At 72.5% G+C, this 19,096-nt stretch carries 22 protein-coding genes and 1 riboswitch; of the genes, 3 read left to right on the forward strand and 19 right to left on the reverse strand.

The window, feature by feature from the left end; genetic code table 11:
• Nucleotides 1-25 precede the first annotated feature (25 nt).
• The 6 genes from DMB42_RS03665 to DMB42_RS03690 form a co-directional block, all read right to left on the reverse strand.
• On the reverse strand, nt 26-781 hold the full coding sequence (locus tag DMB42_RS03665) for a methyltransferase domain-containing protein (RefSeq protein ID WP_125630506.1): 756 nt from the start codon (nt 779-781) through the stop codon (nt 26-28).
• 94 nt (nt 782-875) lie between these two features.
• Entirely contained in the window at nt 876-1,214 is a 339-nt protein-coding gene (locus DMB42_RS03670; protein WP_125630508.1) for an MmcQ/YjbR family DNA-binding protein, read from the reverse strand.
• 168 nt (nt 1,215-1,382) lie between these two features.
• Entirely contained in the window at nt 1,383-1,793 is a 411-nt protein-coding gene (gene nusB, locus DMB42_RS03675; RefSeq protein ID WP_125630510.1) for a transcription antitermination factor NusB, read from the reverse strand.
• A 1-nt stretch (nt 1,794) separates the two neighbouring features.
• Entirely contained in the window at nt 1,795-2,355 is a 561-nt protein-coding gene (efp, locus tag DMB42_RS03680) for an elongation factor P (RefSeq protein WP_125630512.1), read from the reverse strand.
• A 25-nt stretch (nt 2,356-2,380) separates the two neighbouring features.
• The gene (locus DMB42_RS03685) at nt 2,381-3,418 is read right to left on the reverse strand and encodes a Xaa-Pro peptidase family protein (RefSeq protein WP_125630514.1); all 1,038 of its coding nucleotides are present in this window, start codon (nt 3,416-3,418) and stop codon (nt 2,381-2,383) included.
• Nucleotides 3,419-3,461: 43 nt separating this feature from the next.
• On the reverse strand, nt 3,462-5,021 hold the full coding sequence (locus tag DMB42_RS03690; RefSeq protein WP_125630516.1) for a serine/threonine-protein kinase: 1,560 nt from the start codon (nt 5,019-5,021) through the stop codon (nt 3,462-3,464).
• 152 nt (nt 5,022-5,173) lie between these two features.
• Between DMB42_RS03690 and DMB42_RS03695 the strand changes: the two genes are divergently transcribed.
• Together DMB42_RS03695 and DMB42_RS03700 are read left to right on the forward strand one after the other, a co-directional pair.
• Nucleotides 5,174-5,779 (forward strand): DUF2975 domain-containing protein, encoded by a 606-nt coding sequence (locus tag DMB42_RS03695; protein ID WP_125630518.1) that lies wholly within the window; start codon nt 5,174-5,176, stop codon nt 5,777-5,779.
• Nucleotides 5,779-5,988 carry a helix-turn-helix transcriptional regulator gene (locus DMB42_RS03700; protein WP_125630520.1) on the forward strand — a complete coding sequence of 70 codons (210 nt, stop codon included), beginning with the start codon at nt 5,779-5,781 and terminating at the stop codon, nt 5,986-5,988. The genes DMB42_RS03695 and DMB42_RS03700 overlap by 1 nt, the downstream gene beginning before the upstream one ends.
• A gap of 71 nt (nt 5,989-6,059) precedes the next feature.
• Here the strand turns inward: DMB42_RS03700 and DMB42_RS03705 are convergent, their stop codons facing one another.
• Together DMB42_RS03705 and DMB42_RS03710 are read right to left on the reverse strand one after the other, a co-directional pair.
• On the reverse strand, nt 6,060-7,358 hold the full coding sequence (locus DMB42_RS03705; RefSeq protein WP_185844444.1) for a dicarboxylate/amino acid:cation symporter: 1,299 nt from the start codon (nt 7,356-7,358) through the stop codon (nt 6,060-6,062).
• A gap of 247 nt (nt 7,359-7,605) precedes the next feature.
• On the reverse strand, nt 7,606-8,646 hold the full coding sequence (locus DMB42_RS03710) for an LLM class F420-dependent oxidoreductase (protein ID WP_125630524.1): 1,041 nt from the start codon (nt 8,644-8,646) through the stop codon (nt 7,606-7,608).
• 93 nt (nt 8,647-8,739) lie between these two features.
• Between DMB42_RS03710 and DMB42_RS03715 the strand changes: the two genes are divergently transcribed.
• A complete protein-coding gene (locus DMB42_RS03715; protein ID WP_125630526.1) occupies nt 8,740-9,627 on the forward strand; it encodes an endonuclease/exonuclease/phosphatase family protein in 888 nt (295 codons plus the stop codon).
• On the opposite strand, the gene DMB42_RS03720 is transcribed toward DMB42_RS03715, so the two are convergent.
• From DMB42_RS03720 to DMB42_RS03770, 11 genes are all read right to left on the reverse strand, one after another.
• Nucleotides 9,624-10,196, reverse strand: coding sequence for an NTP transferase domain-containing protein (locus DMB42_RS03720; protein WP_125631210.1), 573 nt, complete (start codon nt 10,194-10,196; stop codon nt 9,624-9,626). The genes DMB42_RS03715 and DMB42_RS03720 overlap by 4 nt on opposite strands.
• Nucleotides 10,196-11,287 carry an XdhC/CoxI family protein gene (locus DMB42_RS03725; RefSeq protein WP_125630528.1) on the reverse strand — a complete coding sequence of 364 codons (1,092 nt, stop codon included), beginning with the start codon at nt 11,285-11,287 and terminating at the stop codon, nt 10,196-10,198. Before DMB42_RS03725 ends, DMB42_RS03720 begins: the two co-directional genes overlap by 1 nt.
• Nucleotides 11,280-12,353 carry a VWA domain-containing protein gene (locus DMB42_RS03730; RefSeq protein WP_125630529.1) on the reverse strand — a complete coding sequence of 358 codons (1,074 nt, stop codon included), beginning with the start codon at nt 12,351-12,353 and terminating at the stop codon, nt 11,280-11,282. Before DMB42_RS03730 ends, DMB42_RS03725 begins: the two co-directional genes overlap by 8 nt.
• Nucleotides 12,346-13,212 (reverse strand): MoxR family ATPase, encoded by an 867-nt coding sequence (locus DMB42_RS03735; RefSeq protein ID WP_125630531.1) that lies wholly within the window; start codon nt 13,210-13,212, stop codon nt 12,346-12,348. The genes DMB42_RS03730 and DMB42_RS03735 overlap by 8 nt, the downstream gene beginning before the upstream one ends.
• Nucleotides 13,213-13,300: 88 nt before the next feature.
• Entirely contained in the window at nt 13,301-13,774 is a 474-nt protein-coding gene (locus DMB42_RS03740; protein ID WP_185844446.1) for a PH domain-containing protein, read from the reverse strand.
• Nucleotides 13,775-13,793: 19 nt separating this feature from the next.
• On the reverse strand, nt 13,794-14,261 hold the full coding sequence (gene ribH, locus DMB42_RS03745; RefSeq protein WP_125630533.1) for a 6,7-dimethyl-8-ribityllumazine synthase: 468 nt from the start codon (nt 14,259-14,261) through the stop codon (nt 13,794-13,796).
• A complete protein-coding gene (locus DMB42_RS03750) occupies nt 14,258-15,511 on the reverse strand; it encodes a bifunctional 3,4-dihydroxy-2-butanone-4-phosphate synthase/GTP cyclohydrolase II (RefSeq protein ID WP_125630535.1) in 1,254 nt (417 codons plus the stop codon). Before DMB42_RS03750 ends, ribH begins: the two co-directional genes overlap by 4 nt.
• Entirely contained in the window at nt 15,508-16,152 is a 645-nt protein-coding gene (locus DMB42_RS03755; protein WP_125630537.1) for a nicotinamide mononucleotide transporter family protein, read from the reverse strand. Before DMB42_RS03755 ends, DMB42_RS03750 begins: the two co-directional genes overlap by 4 nt.
• On the reverse strand, nt 16,149-16,739 hold the full coding sequence (locus DMB42_RS03760; protein WP_125630539.1) for a riboflavin synthase: 591 nt from the start codon (nt 16,737-16,739) through the stop codon (nt 16,149-16,151). Before DMB42_RS03760 ends, DMB42_RS03755 begins: the two co-directional genes overlap by 4 nt.
• Nucleotides 16,739-17,929, reverse strand: coding sequence for a bifunctional diaminohydroxyphosphoribosylaminopyrimidine deaminase/5-amino-6-(5-phosphoribosylamino)uracil reductase RibD (gene ribD, locus DMB42_RS03765; RefSeq protein ID WP_260477458.1), 1,191 nt, complete (start codon nt 17,927-17,929; stop codon nt 16,739-16,741). The genes DMB42_RS03760 and ribD overlap by 1 nt, the downstream gene beginning before the upstream one ends.
• 104 nt (nt 17,930-18,033) lie before the next feature.
• Nucleotides 18,034-18,164: riboswitch (FMN riboswitch) on the reverse strand.
• 77 nt (nt 18,165-18,241) lie between these two features.
• Nucleotides 18,242-19,054: an oxygenase MpaB family protein gene (locus DMB42_RS03770; RefSeq protein ID WP_125630541.1), complete on the reverse strand. Its 813-nt coding sequence runs from the start codon at nt 19,052-19,054 to the stop codon at nt 18,242-18,244.
• Between the last annotated feature and the right edge of the window lie 42 nt (nt 19,055-19,096).

Genomic DNA, 19,096 nt, shown 5'->3' on the forward strand with positions numbered 1-19,096 from the left:
AGTCTATCCGAACAGGCGTTCCAGTCTAGGCGCGGTGGCCGAGGACATGGACCTGGGTGGCGACGTCCCGCAGCACGGGGTGGACGGCGGCGGCCTGCTCCAGCGCCACGAGCTCGTCGGCCGCGCCCGGCTCGCCGTCGACGAGCCTGCTGGGCACCAGGTCGGCGAAGACGCGTACGCCGTGGACGGCGCCGACGGCGAAGCCCGTGACGGTCAGCAGCTCCGACAGTGCCTCGGCGGTGAAGCGCCGGGGCGTGGGGTCGCGGTCGCCCCACGTGCCGCCCGGGTCGGCCAGCACGGCCCTGGCCTCGTCGAACTGCCCGGCCAGCGCCCGGTGGATCGCGCTGGCCACGGGGTTGGCGGCCAGCACGCTGACGGCCCCGCCCGGACGCAGGACCCGGGCCACGGCGGTCAGCGCGCCGATCGGGTCGTCGACGTACTCGAGGACGCTGTGGCACAGGACCAGGTCGGCGCAGTCGCGGTCGAGCAGGTCGCCGAGGTCGGCGGCGTCGCCCTGCAGGCCGCGCACGCCGACGCCCTTCTCCTTGGCCCGGCGTTCCAGCGCGGCCAGCGAGTCGGGACTGGGGTCGACGACGGTGACGGTGTGGCCGAGCTCGGCCAGCGGCACGGCGAACCCGCCGGTGCCCCCGCCGGCGTCGACGATGTCGAGCGCGTCACGGCCGGTGGCCCGCGCCCGCTCGGCCAGGACCGACCGCAACGCGTCCCAGACGACGGCGGTGCGCGCCGCCGGGGTCCTCGTGGTGACGCCTTCTGCTCGCAACGTCGGCTCGCCTCTCTCTCCTCCGCGGGCGGCCCTCGCCCTGTGCGGACGGGCCCAGCCTACGCGGTACGCGCGCCCGCCCGCAGGCCAGACCCTAACCGTCGAACGCCGCCACCACCCTCTTCGGCGCCCGCAGCCGCCAGGCGTCGGTCAGCAGCTCGGCCAGTTCGTCGGCCTCGACCGCCGCGAGGCGCACCAGGACCACGGCATGGCCGTCGTAGTGGGGCGTGGTGAAGAACGCGCCGGGGTCGGCGGCGATCAGCTCCTGCTTGTGCTCCTCGCCGCCCACCGGCACGACGAGCACGTCGCCCTCTTCGCGCATCCGGGCGAACCATCTGCCGCGGACGTAGAAGGCGGGCGTGCCGTACATGGGCTTCTCGGCGGTCTCGGGCAGCGCCAGGGCGGTGGCGCGCACCTCGTCTTCCGTCACCATGCGTCGATGCTCACACGGGGACGAGGGTCCGGAAAAGGGCGCGTCGCGGCTGGTGACGCGCCGCTTCCCCGGACTGGCCGGTGGCCCCGCGGCCGGGGCCTCGCCTCTCGCGAGGCGTACGGGCCGTATGACTGGAACGTACCCCGAAACGGCCTTCGCGACCTTTGTCTAAAGGGTGAGGCTTGGCTTGAGTTGCTTGAACCGGGCCAGCAGGCCGTTGATGAACTGCGGCGACTCGTCGGTGGACAGCTCGCCCGCCAGGTGCACCCACTCGCTGATGACCACGCCCTCGGGCACGCCGGGCATCCACAGCAGCTCGTACGTGCCGCCGCGCAGCAGGTTGCGGTCGACGGCGGGCATGCGGTCGAGCGTCCAGCCCTCGGAGTAGGTGGTGATCAGCTCGTCGATGCGGGCGTGGTGGCGGGCCACGCCCTCGACGATGGCCGAGGTGTACTCGTTGACCGGCGGCTCCTGCCGCTCGACGCGCTCGGCGAGGATCCTCAGCGGGTCCTCCGAGCGCAGCTCCGCCTCGAAGAGGATGTCAAGGGCGCGTCTGCGTGCTTTGCCGCGTGCAGACACCTCAGGCCCGGCCGAGGTATTCGCCGCTGCGGGTGTCGACCTTGACCCTCTCACCGGTGGTGATGAACAGCGGCACCTTGATCTCGGCGCCGGTCTCCAGCGTGGCGGGCTTGGTGCCGCCGGTGGAGCGGTCGCCCTGAAGGCCGGGCTCGGTGTTGGAGATGGTCAGCTCGACGGCCGCGGGCAGGTCGACGTAGAGCGCGGAGCCCTCGTTGAAGGCGATCGTGGCGAGGGTGTTCTCCAGCATGTAGTTGGCGGCGGTGCCGACGGTCCGGGAGGGCACGTTGACCATGTCGTAGGTCTCGGTGTCCATGAAGACGAAGTCGTCGCCGTCCTTGTAGGAGTACTGCATCTCGCGCTTGTCGACGTTGGCCACGTCGACCTTCACGCCGGCGTTGAAGGTCTTGTCGACGACCTTGCCGGAGAGGACGTTCTTGAGCTTGGTGCGCACGAACGCGCCGCCCTTGCCCGGCTTGACGTGCTGGAACTCGACAACGCTCCAGAGCTCACCGCCCTCGAGCTTCAGCACCATGCCGTTCTTGAGGTCGTTGGTCGTCGCCACTCGTTCTCTCCCGCGTGTGGCCGCTCTAAAGGACGAGCAGCTCCTTGGTGGTCTTGGTGAAAAGTTCCGGGCCGCCCTCACGGGTCACGAGAGTGTCCTCGATGCGAACCCCGCCCCGCTCCGGGAGGTAGATCCCGGGCTCGACAGTGATCGGAACTCGATCCTCTAGTCTAGCGGTCCTGGAGGGGCCCAGGAACGGGTCCTCGTGGATCTCCAGGCCGACGCCGTGTCCCAGGCCGTGCCTGAAGTGGCCGCCGCGGCCCGCGGCCTCGATCAGCCCGCGCGCGGCGGCGTCGACCTCCTTGGCCTCGGCTCCCGGGGCCAGGGCGTGCCGGCCGGCCCGCTGGGCGCGGGCCACCAGGTCGTAGAGGTCGCGCTGCCAGGCGGCGGGCGCGCCGAGGCAGACCGTCCTGGTCATGTCGGCGTGGTAGCCGTGGTAGCGGGCGCCGAAGTCCATCGTGACCAGGTCGCCGGCGCGCAGCTCACGGTCGGTGGGGGCGTGGTGCGGGATCGCGCCGTTCTCGCCGGCGGCGACGATCGTGTCGAACGCCGGCTTGTCGGCCCCCAGCTCGGTCATCCGGTTGTCGAGGAGCCGGGCCACGGCCCGCTCGGTGAGGCCGGGCGCGATCCTCGGCAGTACGTCGGCGAAGGCCTGGTCGGTGATGGCGCAGGCGGTGCGGATGAGGTCGAGCTCCGCCTCGTCCTTGACCGCGCGCAGCTCCTCGACCACCGGGCCCAGTGGCACCAGGCCCTCGCCCAGGCGGCGGAAGGTGGCCACGCTCATGGAGGCGGCCTCGATGCCCACGCTCGGCGCGGCCAGCCGGCCGACCACGTCGGGGGCCTCGACCGCGGGCAGACCGAGGGCGCGGGTCTTGTCGATGTAGCGGTTGTCGGTCGCCAGCAGGGCCGTGCCGTCGGCCCCGACCAGGACGGCGGCGTTCGAGCTGACCAGCCCGGTGAGGTAGCGGACGTTGACCGGGTTGGTGACGAGGAGCGCGGGCACCTGGTACGCCGGGAGCGCCGCGGCCAGCCGCGCCCGGCGCGCCGGGTAGTCGATGGTCATCCCGCCAATGTACGCGCGCCCGCGCCCCTCACCCACCCCCCGATCAGGCGAGCACGAAGTCGTCCAGGAACGAGGCGAGCGGGCCCGAGAGCGGGGCCTCGCCCTTCTGCTGGGCGTGGCGCAGGTCCTTGTAGACGCCGGCGATCTGGCCGCGGGCGGGCCCCAGACCGCCCTCCTGGAGCTTGCGGGCGGCCTTCCTGAGCTTGTCGTGGGCCTTCTCGGCCACCTTGGGGTGGATGTCGCCGATCTGCTCCTGGGCCGTCAGCGTCTTGTCGAACTCCACCAGCCAGTGGTCCCAGCCGCCGGGCGGGGCCTGCCCGGCGTCCAGGGTCGCCTTGGGAGCGACGGTGGCGACCAGGCTGGTGGCGGTGTCGCCCGGGGTGAGGTCGGTGGGGGTGGGGTCGGGCTGCTCGGGGGCCGGGCCGGCGGTAAAGGTGATGTCCGGGGACAGGACGGCGCTGGGGGTCGCGCTCGGGGACTGAACGGCCACCGGGGTCTCCTCGCGGGAGCCCGCCCACAACACCATCGCGATCGTCACCGCGGCGATGGCGGCCACGGCGACGCCCATCTGGAGGAGCAGCTTGTTGCGCGCGGGCGCGGGGGCGGGGGCGGGGTCCAGGTCGGCGGCCTCGTACAGGGCCGTGTCGCCGGCGCGGGGGGCGTTGGCGAAGGCGTACACCTCGGTGTCGCCGGGGCGGCCGCCGGGCGTCGCGGCGGGGTGGCCGCCCGTCGGGGGCGCGCCCGGGGCCGCGCCGGGCCGGGCGATGGCCGCCAGGGCGCGGCGGATCGTCTCGCCGCTGGTGGGACGCCTGGCGGGGTCGGGCGCGAGCATGGCGAGGACGAGCCGGTCCAGCTCGGCGGGCACCTCGGGCCGCAACGCGCTGGGCGGGACGATCCCCTGCGCGCCGCCACCGGGCGCCGGCTCCGGGCCCCCAGGTGCTTCCGCGGGGGCGGCGGGGGTGGCTCGCATGCCGGTCACCGGCAGGTCCGGGGTGGCGCCGGGTGGGCGGCCGGTGAGGAGTTCGTAGCAGACGGCGCCGAGGGCGTACAGGTCGGCGGCGGCGGAGGCGGGGCGGCCGGCGGACCGTTCGGGGGCGAGGTAGCGGCGTTCGGCCTGGGACGGCTCCTCGTCCGGGAGCCCGAACCCGACCACCTTCAGCACGCCGCTGGCCGCCCGGCGGAAGCTGCCGGAGTCGATCTGCCCGTGGAAGACCCCGGCGCGGTGCGCGGCCTCCAGCCCCGCCGCCGCCTGGCCCACCAGGTCGCACACCTCGACGATCTTCAAGGGCCCCTCGGCCGCCAGGTCCTCGCCCACGCTGGTCCCGGTGAGGAACTCGGTCACGAGGAAGGGCGTGCCGTCCTGGTCGCCCACGTCGAGGACCATGGCCACGTTGGGGTGGATCACCCTGGCCACCGTCTGGGCGTGCTGCTTGAGCGCCTCCCTGGCGGCCTCGCCGGCCGCCCCCGCGCCCAGGACCTTCACGGCCACGACCCAGTCGGCGCGCGTGTCGTAGGCCCGCCACACCTCACCCATCGGACCGCTGCCGATGAGCTCGTCAAGCCGGTACCGGTCGGCGACCATCGAAGGCGTAGCGTCGGACATATCCCCGCCAAAAACTCGAATATTGGGCTATTTCCGACCCACCATAGGCCCCTCCGACCCCTCGCCGCCCCATGATCCACACTTCGCGCGCCGCGCCACGCGTCGCCGCCCACCCCTCGACATAACGACTATCGTTATTTACGATTATCGTTATGGCAACGAAGTGGATCAACCGGCTCGAGATCGTGTTGAGCCTCGGCCTCGTACTCGGCTGTCTGGGCGCGCTCACCGCCCTGGGCGCCACCGTCATGATCGCCTTCTTCGGCACGGCCACCGGGATCGGTATCCCGCTGCACGTCCACGACGTGCCGGTGCCCGTGCTCCCGGTGCCGGGCGCGGAGATCGTCAGCGCCGCGGCGGAGGTGACCGTACGTCCCGTGGGGGCCTCGCCCGCGGCGGCGCTGTTCTACCTCCTGCAATGGGCGCCGCCCACGGCGACCGGGCTGCTCGCGCTGTTCACCGTGGTCCGCGCGCTGCGCAGGGCACGCTCGGGCGACCGGGCGCTGTTCTCCGCGACGACGGCCGGGCACCTGCGGCGGCTGGGCTGGATCCTGATCGCCGGTTCGCTCGTGTCGGCGGTGTCCGGCACGGTGGCGCAGGCGATACTCTCCGGCATGCTGCTGATGACCGGTCAGATGTTCGACCCGCCGCCGGGCGGGACGCTCGTGGCCCTCGTGGCGGGGCTGTGCGCGCTCGGGGTCTCGGAGATCGTCCGCCGGGGCGTGGTCATGCTCGACGAGGTCGAGGCCACGATCTGATGCCCGGACGCGCCATCCGGGTACGCCTGGACGAACTGCTCGCCCAGCGCGGCATGACGCTCACCGAGCTGTCGCAGAAGGTCGAGATCACCGTCGTGAACCTGTCGATACTCAAGAACGGCCACGCCAAGGCCATCCGCTTCTCCACGCTGACGCGCCTGTGCGAGGCGCTCGGCTGCCAGCCGGGTGACCTGCTGACCTACGACTGAGGGCGGGTGGCCGTACGGCCACCCGCCCTCAGCGGAAAAACACAGCGGAGAACTCTTGGCGGAGAACTCGCTCAGGCCGTCGCCGGCTCCGGCCCGCGCGGCGCGCGCACGGCGACGGGGGCGTCGTCGAGCGGCTGCGGCGGCGCGTTGAACACCGCCTCGTCCAGGCGGCCCTCCGAGCGGGCCACCAGGACCGGGACGACCATCTGGCCCGCGACGTTGGTCGCGGTACGGATCATGTCGAGGATCGGGTCGATCGCCAGCAGCAGGCCGACGCCCTCAAGCGGCAGGCCCAGCGTGCTCAGCGTGAGCGTCAGCATGACGATCGCGCCGGTCAGTCCGGCCGTGGCGGCCGAGCCGACGACCGAGACGAACGCGATCAGCAGGTAGTCCCCCACCCCGAGGTGCACGCCGAACACCTGGGCCACGAAGATCGCGGCGAGCGCCGGGTAGACCGAGGCGCAGCCGTCCATCTTGGTGGTGGCGCCGAAGGGCACCGCGAAGGAGGCGTAGTCGCGGTCCACGCCGTTGCGCTCGACGGTGACGCGCTGGGTCAGGGGCAGCGTGCCGACCGAGGAACGGGAGACGAAGGCCAGCTCGATGGCGGGCCAGGCGTTGCGGAAGAACGTGATCGGGTTGACCTTGCCCCAGACCGCGAGCAGGGTCGGGTAGACGGCCAGCAGGACGATGAAGCAGCCGACGTACACGCCGACGCTGAACTTGGCCAGCGGGGCCAGCAGGTCCCAGCCGTAGGTGGACACGGCCTTGCCGATGAGGCCGGCGGTGCCGATCGGGGCCAGGCGGATGACCCACCACAGGGCCTTCTGCACCAGCTCGAGGATCGAACGGCTGAGGTTGAGGAACGGCTCGGCCTTCTCCCCCACCGCCAGGGCGGCCGCGCCGAGCACGACTCCCAGGAAGACGATCTGGAGGACGTTGACCTCGGTGAAGGCCGTGACGATGTTGGTGGGCAGGATGCCGGTGACGAAGTCGAGCCAGGTGCCGGCGCCCTCGGTGTCCACTGCCTTGGCGGCGCCGGTGTCGAGGGTGACGCCCTGGCCGGGGTTGATGATCAGGCCGAGCCCGATCGCGAACGCGACCGAGACGAACGCGGTGATGAGGAACCACATCAGGGTCTTGGAGGCCAGCCGGGCGGCGCCGTTGACGTTGCGCAGGTTGGCCACGCTGACCAGTACGGCGGTGAACACCAGCGGCGGCACGGCCAGCTTGAGCAGCTGGACGAAGAGCTTGCCGACCTGGGTCAGCGTCTCGGCCAGCCAGGCCACGTCCCAGATCTTGGCGACGAACCCCAGGGCGATGCCGGCCACGAGACCGAGCAGAAGCTGAAGGGAGAAGGTGAATCTCTTCACGGGAGGAAGGCTCCGGAAGTCAGGCATGCCAAAGCGAAGGGGGCATGCGGGTGAGGAAGGGGGGTCTGGGGACGCGCTGGTCAGCGACAGAGGGATCCGTGCAGACGGCACAGATCCACGTGCAGACGCTCGACGAGCCGCACGATCACCACGGAGAACCTCACAGGGACGTACAACACCATGCGAATCGGGGCATATTCCCCTGCGCATTGTGACGTGCGTCACACCCTTCCGGAGCCGTCCGGCGTCAGCCCGCCAGCTCCTTGACCGTCTCCAGCAGCCGGACGCGCTCCTCATGGGTACGCCCCAGCGGCGCCACGTTGAGCGTCGTCACCCCCGACTCCTTCAGCGCCTGGATCCGGTCGCGGACGAACCCCTCGCTGCCGATCAGCGACATGTTCTCCAGCAGTTCGGCGGGCACCAGCGCGGCGGCCTCGTCCTTCTTGCCCTCCAGGTAGAGGTCCTGGATCTGCTCGGCCTCCTTCTCGTAGCCGTAGCGCCTGGCCAGGTCGTTGTAGAAGTTCTTGCCCTTGGCGCCCATGCCGCCGATGTAGAGGGCCGCCATCGCCCGGCCGAAGTCGCGCAGCCCGGCCACGTCGTCGCCGATCGCCAGCGTCGCCTGGGCGATCACGTCGAGCTCGCCCAGCTGGGGGTCGCGCCTGGCCTTGCCGGCGGCCAGCGCGGGCCCCCACACCTCGGCGGCCTTCTCCGGGTAGTAGAAGATCGGCTCCCAGCCCTCGGCCAGCTCGGCGGTCATCTCGACGTTCTTGGGGCCGATGGCGGCGACCACGATCGGGATGCGCGGTCGTACCGGGTGGTTGATGATCTTGAGCGGCTTGCCCAGGCCGGTGCCCTCGCCGGCGGGCAGCGGCACGGTGTAGTTGCGGCCGGCGTGCTCCAGCCGCTCACGCCGCCACACCTTGCGGCAGATCTCGATGACCTCGCGGGTACGCCCGATCGGCGCGGTGTACGGCACCCCGTGGAAGCCCTCGATGACCTGCGGCCCCGAGGTCCCGATGCCCAGCGTGAAACGCCCGTCGGAGACGAAGTCCATGCCCGCGGCGGTCATGGCCAGCAGCGTCGGCGTACGGGAGTAGATCGGCAGGATGCCCGAGGCGATCTGCACGCGTTCGGTCTTGGCCGCGATGTACCCCATCTGGCTGACGGCGTCGAAGCTGTACGCCTCGGCGACGAAGACGATGTCGAGGCCGGCCTTCTCGTAGTCGGCCAGCTCGGCGACCGTCTCCTTGAAGCCGCCCGAGTAGTTGAGTGCCATACCGATGCGCATGCCGGGCTCCCGATGAACCGAATGTTGTTCCGTTGCGACGTCAACAGGTTAGCGTGTCGGCGTGTCGCACGGCGAAGCACTAGCCTGGTTCGGGTGCTGAGCCGGGTCGTCGTCATCGTCTCCGCAGTGGTCGCCCTGACCCTGGCGGGACATCAGCTGATCCCGGCTCTCGGCGGGTTCACGCCGGTGCTGGAGAGCCTGCTGCCGTGGATGGGGCTGGCGGTGCCGCTGCTGCTGCTCCTCGCCGTCCTGGCCCGTTCCAGGGCGGCCGCGCTCGCGGCCGCCGTGCCCGGCCTGGTGTGGGCGGCGCTGTTCGGCTCGACGGTGCTGGCCACGCCGCCCGGCGGCCCCAGCGACCTGTCCGTCGGCACGGTCAACGTCGGCGTGCGCAACAGCGCCTCCGGCGAGGCGGTCAAGGCCATCGCCGAGGACCTCGGCCTGCTGGCCGCGCAGGAGCTGACGCCCGGCGGCCCCGCGGCCAAGCAGCTCAACAAGATGTTCCGCTACCACTACACCGTCAGCACGGTCGGCCTGTGGAGCCGCTACCCGGTCAGCGAGACCAGCCCGCTCGACGTCGGCATGGGCTGGCCGCGGGCGCTGCGCGCGGTGGTGAGCACCCCCAAGGGCAAGGTCACCGTCTACGTCATGCACCTGGCCTCGGCCAGGCCCGGCCACACCGCCTCCCGCGACGCCTCCCTGGCGCACGCCCGCAAGCTCGTCGACGCCGACCCCAGCAAGCGCGTCCTGCTGCTCGGCGACCTCAACACCGCCACCACCGACCGCGGCATGCACGGGCTGACCCCGCCGCTGACCGACGCCCAGAGCGCCGCCGGCGACGGGTTCGGGTTCACCTGGCCTTCGGAGTTCCCGATCACCCGGCCCGACCACATTCTGTTCAGGGGCATGACGGCGACCAGCGCGGGCGTGGCCCCGGCGACCGGCAGCGACCACCGCGCGGCCATCGCCTCCCTGCGCCTCTAGCGCGTCCCGGGCGGTTCCAGCGCTCCCGCGGCGGCTTCGAGGTCGCGTGGCGTGTCGATGTCGGCCGGGTCGCCGTGCTCGTCGCAGGCGACCTCGGTGACCAGCTCGGGATGCGCCTTCAGGTACGGCCGAGCCCCCACGTCGCCCGCCGCCAGTTCCGCCACCCCGGCGAAGTGCTCACGCCCGATCAGCACCGGGTTCCGCCGCCGGCCCCCGTACGTGGCCACCGCCAGCCGGGCGCCCGACTCCCTCAGGGCACGTACCGCGCCGGCCCGTACGAGGGGCTGGTCCACCAGCGCGACCACCACGGCCTCCGCCTCCGGCGGCAGCGCGGCGAGCCCGGCCCGCAGCGAGGAGCCCATGCCGGAGCGCCAGTCCGGGTTGCGCACGGTGACCGCCCCGCGCACCTGCACGGTCGCCGCGCCGAGCACGACCACCACGGGATGGCAGCCACCCTCCTCCAGCAGGCGCACGCCGCGGTCCACCAGCCGCTCGCCCCCGAGCTCCAGCAGCGCCTTGGGCCGGCCCAGCCGGGAGCCCTCCCCCGCGGCCAGCAGCAGGCCGGCGATCACGCGGACTCCCCGTGGATGCGCCCGCCCGTCCGCGACAGCGGCCGGCCCGAGCCGCCCCACCGGAGCTGGATCAGCTCGGCGGCGATCGACACGGCCGTCTCCTCCGGCGTACGGGCGCCGAGGTCGAGGCCGATGGGCGACCTCAGCCGGGCCAGCTCGTCCTCGGTGAGCCCCGACTCGCGCAGGCGGGCCAGCCGGTCCTCGTGCGTACGGCGCGAGCCCATGGCCCCGATGTAGCCCGCCCGCGTCCGCAGGGCCACCTCCAGCAGCGGCACGTCGAACTTGGGGTCGTGGGTCAGCACGCAGATCACCGTGCGCTCGTCCACCTGCACCGAGGCCAGGTAGTCGTGCGGCCACTTGACGACCACCTCGTCGGCCTCGGGGAAACGCTTGGCGGTGGCGAAGACCGGCCGGGCGTCGCAGACGGTGACGTGGTAGCCGAGGAACTTGCCCACCTTGGCCACGGCCGCGGCGAAGTCGATCGCCCCGAACACCAGCATGCGCGGCGGCGGCGCGAACGACTGGACGAACACCGACAGGTCGTCCAGCCGCCGCTCGCCGTGCCCGCCGTAGTGCCTGATGCCGGTCAGGCCCTGGGCGAGCATGCCGCGCGCGTCGTCGTCGACGGCCTCGTCGAGGCGGTCGAGCCCGAGCGTGCCCGAGGAGCGGTCGGGCCAGACGATCCGGCGGGCGCCGATCGTGCCGGGCCCGGCGACGACGGTGGCGACGGCGACCGGATGGTGGGCCTCGACGGACGCCCAGATCTCGCCCAGCTCGGGGAAGGTCTCGATGGAGACCGGCTCGACCAGGATGTCGATGATGCCGCCGCAGGTCAGGCCGACGGCGAAGGCGTCGTCGTCGCTGACCCCGTACCGCTGGAGGACGGGCGCGTCGGCCTCGGAGGCCAGCTCGAAGACCGCGCCCTCGACGCACCCGCCGGAGACGCTGCCGACCACCTCGTCGCCGCGTACGGCCATCGCCGCCCCGGGCGGGCGCGGCGCGCTGCTGAACGTGCTCACCACGGTCGCCAGCCCGAACCTGAGCCCCGACCTCCACCACCGCATGATCTCCGGGAGCACGTCACGCATGGGCGAGCCTTTCGCTGAGTTCCTCGTACGCGGCCAGGCTGTGCCCGGCCACCAGGTCGTCCAGGTACGGCAGGGCGGCCCGCATGCCCCCGGTCAGCGGCCGGTAGTCCTCATACCCCTTGTGTGGATTGACCCAGATGAGCCGGTGGGCCTGCCGGGACAGCCTGGCGAGCTGGGCGCCCAGGAGCGCGGGGTCACCCCGTTCCCAGCCGTCGGAGGCGATCACCACGATCGCGCCCCGGGCGCTGTGCCGGGCCAGGTACTCCTTGAACTCCTCGCCGAGCCGGGTGCCGCCGCTCCAGTCGGGGATGGCCTTGGACGCCTCGTTCAGCGCCGTGCCGGGGTCGCGGTGGCGCAGCTCGGCGGTGACCTCGGTGAGCCGGGTGCCCACGGAGTAGACCCTCGTGGCCCGCGGCTCGCTCCTGACCAGCGCGTGCGCGAAGCGCAGCAGGGTCTCGGCGTAGGGGGCCATCGACCCGCTGACGTCCACGAACAACACCACCCGCCGGGGCCTGGTGGTGTGCCGCCGGTGCCGGAGCCTGGCCACCTCGCCGCTGCGCAGCGCCTCACGTACGGTGCGGCGCTGGTCCAGCCCGCCCCGGTGGGCCGGCTCGAAACGGCGCGAGCGGCGCGCGGCCCGGCCGCTCCTGAGCATGGCCAGCATCCGGTGCACCTCGGCCCGCTCGGCCTCGGTGAGCCGGGCCACGTCCCGGTGCCGCAGCACCTCGGCGCGGCTGGCCGTGGCCGGCGCCGCGCTGTCCTCGCCGCCCTCGAGGTCGCCGCCGTCGCCCGCCGCCAGGTGCCTGGTGACGCTGGTGGTGCCGGTACGGGCCACCGCCGCCCGCCGCCCCCCGAAGTACGCGGCGAAGCAGCGGTCGTAGCGGGGCAGGTCGTCGGGCGTGGCGCACAGGGTGAGCCGGCCGGCCCAGTAGACCTCGTCCTGGTCGTTGACGTCGAGGTGGCCGAGGGCCTTGAGCAGGCTCTGCGTACGCTCGTGGTCGGCGCCCACGCCCGCCGCGCGCAACGTCCTGACGAAGCCCGTCACGGTCCGGACCAGCTCATCCATGCGACAGCAGCCCGTTGCCCAGGACGGCGGCGATGTCCTCGCGGTACTTCAGCGCCGCGCCCAGCGTGGCCGCGGCCAGGTCGGGATCGAGCTCCCTGGCGCCGAGCGTGAGCAGCGCCTCGGTCCAGTCGAGCGTCTCGGCCACGCCCGGCGGCTTGACCAGCCCGGCCTGCCGCAGCCGCTCGGCCGTCCGCGCCACCTGGGTGGCCAGCTCCTCGGTGCAGCCGGGCAGGCGGCGCAGCAGGATCGCGACCTCGCGGTCGAAGCTCGGGTGCTCCAGCCAGTGGTAGAGGCAGCGCCGCTTGAGCGCGTCGTGCACCTCGCGGGTCCTGTTGGAGGTCACCACGACCACCGGGGGCGTCCTGGCCCTGATCGTGCCCAGTTCGGGGATGGTGATGGTGAAGTCGGAGAGCACTTCGAGCAGGAACGCCTCGAACTCGTCGTCGGCGCGGTCGATCTCGTCCACCAGCAGCACGCTCGGCTGGGTCTCGACGGCCTTCAGCAGAGGGCGGGCGATCAGGAAGCGGCGGTCGTAGATCTCCCCCTCCAGCCGGGCGGCGTCGGTGATCCCGGCGGCCTCGGCGGCCTTGAGGTGGAGGAGCTGGCGGGCGAAGTCCCAGTCATACAGGGCCTGGGCCGCGTCGAGGCCCTCGTAGCACTGCAGCCGGATCAGCGGGGCCTTGAGCAGCGTTCCCAGGGTCTTGGCCAGCTCGGTCTTGCCGACGCCCGCCTCCCCCTCCAGGAACAGCGGCCGTCCCATCCGCAAGGCCAGGAAGGCGGCCGTGGCCAGCCCTCGGTCGGCCAGGTAGGCATGCCGGTCGAGGAGCTCGATGAGCTTGTCCGGCGACTCGATGTCCATTGCCCTGATTGTCCGCCGCAGCACGCCTTCAGGCTACGTCGCCACCCCGCTCCGGCGACATCGGCTCGCGCGGGCCGCGCGGGCCGCGCTAGCCGAAAAGGGGTCGGTCGCCGGATTCGGACGCCTCGCCGCGCTCGCGGATCAGCGCGGCCAGCTCGGCCGTGGCCCGCCGGGCACGGGCCTTCTCCGAGCCCTGGATGCCCATGGCGCCGATCGTCCGGCCGTCGGAGAAGTCGATCTTCGGCCACGGGTCGCCCACCAGGAGGGTCACGTCGATGACCTCCGGCCAGGTGTAGCGGTGGACGCGCAGCGCGTTGACGACGGTCAGGCCCTGTTCGTCGGCCTCGACGCGGACCCGGCCCAGCAGGTGGAGCACGTACGCCACCGCCAGGCCGAAGGCCACGATCGCGATCCGGTCGGGCAGCTTGAACGGGTCGGCGATGAAGATCGCCATGATGACCGCCCCTGCCACGACCAGCACGGCGAAGCCGTAGGGCACGATCCGGCCCCGGCTGGGACGCCAGGTCACGGGCAGGGGCGGTGAGGTCACGGGCTCGGGCACGAGGGAAACCTACCGCAGCTCAGTGGAGGTCCCTCAGGAGGAGTGCGGTCTCCAGGGCCGCCATGGCCGACTCGTAGCCCTTGTCCTCCTTGCTGCCGGGCAGTCCGGAACGGTCGAGCGCCTGGTCCATCGTCTCGCAGGTGAGCACGCCGTTGCCGACGGGCGTCTCCTCGTCGAGCGAGATGCGGGTCAGGCCGCTGGTGACCGAGTCGCAGACGTACTCGAAATGAGCGGTCTCGCCCTTGATGACCGCGCCGAGGGCGACCACCGCGTCGCAGCGCCGGGCCAGCGCCTGGGCCACGACGGGGATCTCCAGCGAGCCGGCCACGCGGACGACGGTGGCGGTGGCGCCGCTGTCGTCGCACGCCTGCACGGCCCGCGCCACGAGCTGGTCGGTGATCTCGGCGTGCCAGCTCGCCGCCACCACGCCCACGACCAGGCCCGCCGCGTCCACCGCGACCGCGCCGGGACGGCCTTCTCCACTCATGACGCCTCCGGAATCTCGCGCGGGATCTCGTGCGGGACGCTGGAGGAGATGTCGTGGCCGAGCCGGTCGCGCTTGGCCTCCAGGTACCGTTCGTTGTGCGGGTTCATGGCCACGGGCATGGGCTCGCGGCCGAGCACCTTGATGCCGTAGCCGTCCATGCCCTTGAGCTTGGCCGGGTTGTTGGTGAGCAGGCGCACCGAGCGCACGCCGAGGTCGGCGAGGATCTGCCCGGCGTTGGAGAACTCGCGGGCGTCCACCGGCAGCCCGAGCTCGACGTTGGCGTCGACGGTGTCGCTGCCGTTGTCCTGCAGACTGTACGCCTTGAGCTTGGCCAGCAGGCCGATGCCACGGCCCTCGTGGCCGCGCAGGTAGACGACGACGCCGCGGCCCTCCTCGGCGATCGCGCCCATCGCGTGGTCGAGCTGCACGCCGCAGTCGCAGCGCAGCGAGCCGAACACGTCGCCGGTCAGGCACTCGGAGTGGGCCCTGACCAGGATGTTGTCCCCGTCGCCGAGGTCGCCGTAGACGAGCGCGACGTGCTCGCCGCCGTCGAGGGCGCTGGCGTAGCCGTAGGCCCGCCACATGCCGTACGCGTTGGGCAGCCGGGTCTCGGCGACCCTGGTGACCATGCTCTCGGCCCGGCGGCGGTGGTCGACGAGCTGCTCGATGGAGACCAGCGCCAGGCCGTGCTCGTCGGCGAAGCGGCGGAGCTGGGGCAGCCTGGCCATCGTGCCGTCGTCGTTGACCACCTCGGCCAGCGCCCCCGCCCCCGACAACCCGGCGAGCCTGGCCAGGTCCACGGCCGCCTCGGTGTGGCCGCGCCGGGCCAGCACGCCGCCCTCCTGGTAGCGCAGCGGGAAGACGTGGCCGGGCCGTACCAGCTCGTTGGGCTCGGTGGCCGAGTCGGCGAGGGTGCGGATGGTCCTGGCGCGGTCGGCGGCGGAGATGCCGGTGGTGACGCCGTCGCGGGCGTCCACGGTGACCGTGTACGCGGTGCGCAGGCGTTCGCGGTTCTGGAACACCATGAGGGGCAGCCCGAGCCGGTCGAGCTCCTTGCCCTCCATGGCCACGCAGATCATGCCGCTGGTGTGCCGGATCAGGAACGTGCACAACTCCGGCGTGGCCTTCTGGGCGGCGAAGATCAGGTCGCCCTCGTTCTCGCGGTTGGCGTCGTCCACGACCACGACGGGCCGGCCGGCGCGGATGTCCTCGATCGCGCGCTCGATCGGGTCGAGCTGGATGTCGTTCATACGGCTGCCACCAGTTCGGGACGGGCGGCGCGGTACTCGCGCAGCCACTTGACGAAGCCCGCCAGGACCATGACGAAGAAGACGCCGTAGACGGCGCCGGAGACGTACAGACCGGACTTGAACGCGACCGGCACGCCCACCAGGTCGACCAGCACCCACACGATCCAGAAGTCGACCAGGGCCCGGCCCTGCGCCCACGTGGCGACCGCGCCGCCGACGAAGATGTAGGCGTCGGAGGCCACCACGCCCAGCGGCGCGCCCGGGTACCACGACAGGTCGAACGTCTTGAACAACACGGTCACGAGCACGGTGCCCACCGCGAGCGCCGCGATCATCGTCGTCCGCTCGCGGCTGGTCGCCGGCCGGACGGTCAGGGCGTGCTCCTGGGTGCCGCGCCGCCACCTCCACCACCCGTAGATCGCCAGCGCGGCGAACAGGGCCTGCTTGAGCGCGTTGCCGGTGACGTGCGCGCTGATCGAGGCCAGGAACAGCAACACCGAGCCGGTGAACTGCACCGGCCACGTCCACAGGGACTTGCGCATCGCGAACGCCACCGTGGCGAGGGCGAAGACGTTGCCGAGCAGGTCGGTCCACTTCACCGGCAGACCGAAGATGTCAATCGATGCGTCCACCCAGCTCATCGGGTGCCCACCAGCCTCTCCACATACTTGGCGATCACGTCGACCTCGATGTTCACCACGTCACCCACCTGGCGGTCGCCCATCGTGGTCAGCTTCAGCGTGGTCGGGATGAGACTCACGCCGAAGCTGTCGTCGTCAACCGTCGTGACGGTCAGGCTGATTCCGTCGATGGCGATCGAGCCCTTCTCGGCCACGTACCGGCTGAGCGGGCCGGGGAGGGAGAAGCGCAGGTCGTCCCAGTTCTCGCCGGGGGCGCGGGACAGCAGGCGGGCGGTGCCGTCCACGTGGCCCTGGACGATGTGCCCGCCGAGGCGCTGGTCGGCGCGTACGGACCGTTCGAGGTTGACCGCCGAGCCCGCGGTGAGGCCGCCGAGCGAGCTGCGGTCGAGCGACTCCCTGATGACGTCGACGGTGAACACCTCGTCCCTGACCTCCACGACCGTCAGGCACACGCCGTTGACGGCGATCGAGTCTCCGTGGGCGGCGTCGGAGGTGACGAGGGGGCCGCGTACGGACAGCAGGGCGCCGCCGCCCGCCGGCTCGATGGCGACGACTTCGCCCTTCTCCTCGATGATTCCGGTGAACATCACTTCTCCCTGCCTTGATGCGGAGCGGGCCGGGCGATCAACCGCAGATCCGGCCCGATGGGGGAAAACTCGTCGAAGGTGAGGTGGTGGATCCCGGTGATCGTCCGGACGCCCGCCGGGCCGAGCGCGGCCCTGCCCTCCCCGAGGAGGGCGGGGGCGAGATAGGCGACCACGCGGTCGATGAGGCCCTGCCGCAGGAACGCGCCGGCGAGGGTGGGGCCGCCCTCCAGGAACACGCTGACCACCTCGCGGGCGGCCAGCTCGCGCAGGAGTGCGGCCAGGTCGAGGCCGCCGTCGTGGCGGGGCAGGCGCAGCAGGCCGGCCTTGAGCCCGGTGGCGGCGTCGTCGGCGACGGCGACCAGCGTGGGCGCCTCGTCGTCGAGGACACGGGCCGCGGGCGGCGTCCGGCCCTCGGTGTCCACGACGACCCGCAGGGGCGGGCGGGCGCCCAGGGGACGGGCGGCGAGCGGCGGGCTCCCGGCCAGCAGCGCTCCCCCGTCACCCGACTCGGCTCCCGGCTCGGCACCGGACTCGGCGGGCGGCGCGGGTTCGGGGAGGCGGGCGGTGAGGTGGGGGTCGTCGGCGAGCACGGTGCCGATGCCGGCCACGATGGCGTCGGAGGCGGCGCGCAGGCGGTGGACGTCGGCCCGCGCCTGCGGCGAGGTGATCCACTGGCTGGTGCCGTCGGCGGCGGCCGACCGCCCGTCGAGGGTGGCGGCGAACTTCCAGGTCACGTGCGACCTGCCGAGCCGGGCGAAGGTCAGCCACTCCTCGTTGACCCGCTCGGCCGCCTCGGCCAGCACGCCGCGCGTCACGCTCACGCCGGCGGCCCGCAGGCGTGTCGCGCCGCCCGCGGCCTTGGGGTTGGGGTCGGCCACGGCGACCACCACGCGGGCCACGCCCGCCGCCAGCAGCGCCTGGCTGCACGGCCCGGTGCGGCCGGTGTGGTCGCAGGGCTCCAGCGTCACGTACGCCGTGCCGCCCCGTGCCCGCTCCCCCGCCTGCGCCAACGCCACGACCTCGGCGTGCGGCCCGCCCGCGTACGGGTGGAAGCCCTCGCCCACGACCTGCCCGGAGGGCGACAACACGACGCAGCCGACGACGGGGTTGGGGCTGGTGCTGCCATGTCCGCGCGCGGCCAGCTCGACGGCACGCGCCATGTGCGCGGCATCGGCGGCTGAAGTGTCCACCCGGGTCTCCTACTCGCCAGTAGCTTCAAGCCACGGCGGGCCCCGGGGGGTTGTACGGTGCCGTCACGGCACCACAACAGGCGCCCGGCTGGACGCCGGACACCTCGCGCGCTTCCTCCCATCCGGACTTTAACCGTCGGTCCCGGAATTTCACCGGGTCAACCGGCCGATGGCATCGGCCGGGTCGCGGACTGTAACCGCCGGTTCGGACTTTCACCGACCCCGGAGCACGCTAGCTCTCTTCTTGTACCAGTTTGCCATGCCGCGTACGGGAAATGCGACCGCCCCCGTGCTTTTGAGCAAGCGCTCGCTTTACGCGGCCATGAGCTTGCGCGCCCGGCGGGCCGAAGGCGCGTAGCGGACCTGGGCGGGGATCAGGCCGATGCCGGTGTGCAGGGCGCGCAGCGTGGTGGAGGCCCACAGGTCGCCGACGGGCGTGGCGGGCAGGCCGTACAGACGGCGGGCCCAGCGCGGCAGGGTGGCCAGCGCCAGCACGGTCAGCGCGGGCACCGCCGGGCGCAGCGCGGACAGCGCGCCGGGCAGCGGGGTGTGCAGCGACAACCGCAGCGGATGGGCGGCCTCGGGCACGAGGCGCAGCTCCGGGCGCCGGGCGGCGATGTAGTCGCGCAGCTCGGCCACCGAGCCGGGCACGCCGTCCGCGCTCAGGCCCACGACCTCGGCGGCCCGCCGCCACTCGGCCACGAACCTGTCGGCGTCGGCGTCGGACAGGCGCACACCCGCGCGGCGGGCGACCGTCAGGTAGGAGTCGACCTCGCCGACGTGCACCCAGCGCAGGGCTTCGGGGTCGTCGAGGTGATAGGTCTCGCCGGTGTCGGGGTCGCGGGCGGTCAGCGTGGCGTGGATTTTACGCACCCGGCGGCCGGCCCGTTCCACCTCGGCGTGTGTGCCGTACGTGCGCACCCGGACGAACTCGCTGGTACGCAGGAAGCGCGCCCACGCCTCGGCCGGGTCGAGCAGCGCCGAGTTCTGCAACACGCCGCGCATCGCCCTGGGATGCAGCCCCTGCATGAGCAGGGCGCGGAAGCCGCCGACGAGCTGGATCGGCTCCCCCATCACGCGCCAGGTCACCGACTCGGGGCCGAAGATCCCATAGTCGTCGTCCATAAGTGAACAGTTACCCACATGTGGGGCGAATCATGCCGAAAA

Origin of the sequence: Nonomuraea sp. WAC 01424 (assembly GCF_003947315.1) — a bacterium.
Taxonomy (GTDB): Bacteria; Actinomycetota; Actinomycetes; order Streptosporangiales; family Streptosporangiaceae; genus Nonomuraea; species Nonomuraea spiralis.

Coding starts and splice junctions, on each gene's coding strand:
- DMB42_RS03670 (WP_125630508.1), bottom strand. CDS start 1,214: ATGGTGACGGAAGACGAGGTGCGCGCCACCGCCCTGGCGCTGCCCGAG.
- DMB42_RS03685 (WP_125630514.1), bottom strand. CDS start 3,418: ATGACCATCGACTACCCGGCGCGCCGGGCGCGGCTGGCCGCGGCGCTC.
- DMB42_RS03690 (WP_125630516.1), bottom strand. CDS start 5,021: ATGTCCGACGCTACGCCTTCGATGGTCGCCGACCGGTACCGGCTTGAC.
- DMB42_RS03695 (WP_125630518.1), top strand. CDS start 5,174: ATGGCAACGAAGTGGATCAACCGGCTCGAGATCGTGTTGAGCCTCGGC.
- DMB42_RS03700 (WP_125630520.1), top strand. CDS start 5,779: ATGCCCGGACGCGCCATCCGGGTACGCCTGGACGAACTGCTCGCCCAG.
- DMB42_RS03710 (WP_125630524.1), bottom strand. CDS start 8,646: ATGCGCATCGGTATGGCACTCAACTACTCGGGCGGCTTCAAGGAGACG.
- DMB42_RS03725 (WP_125630528.1), bottom strand. CDS start 11,287: ATGCGTGACGTGCTCCCGGAGATCATGCGGTGGTGGAGGTCGGGGCTC.
- DMB42_RS03730 (WP_125630529.1), bottom strand. CDS start 12,353: ATGGATGAGCTGGTCCGGACCGTGACGGGCTTCGTCAGGACGTTGCGC.
- DMB42_RS03735 (WP_125630531.1), bottom strand. CDS start 13,212: ATGGACATCGAGTCGCCGGACAAGCTCATCGAGCTCCTCGACCGGCAT.
- ribH (WP_125630533.1), bottom strand. CDS start 14,261: ATGAGTGGAGAAGGCCGTCCCGGCGCGGTCGCGGTGGACGCGGCGGGC.
- DMB42_RS03750 (WP_125630535.1), bottom strand. CDS start 15,511: ATGAACGACATCCAGCTCGACCCGATCGAGCGCGCGATCGAGGACATC.
- DMB42_RS03755 (WP_125630537.1), bottom strand. CDS start 16,152: ATGAGCTGGGTGGACGCATCGATTGACATCTTCGGTCTGCCGGTGAAG.
- DMB42_RS03760 (WP_125630539.1), bottom strand. CDS start 16,739: ATGTTCACCGGAATCATCGAGGAGAAGGGCGAAGTCGTCGCCATCGAG.
- DMB42_RS03770 (WP_125630541.1), bottom strand. CDS start 19,054: ATGGACGACGACTATGGGATCTTCGGCCCCGAGTCGGTGACCTGGCGC.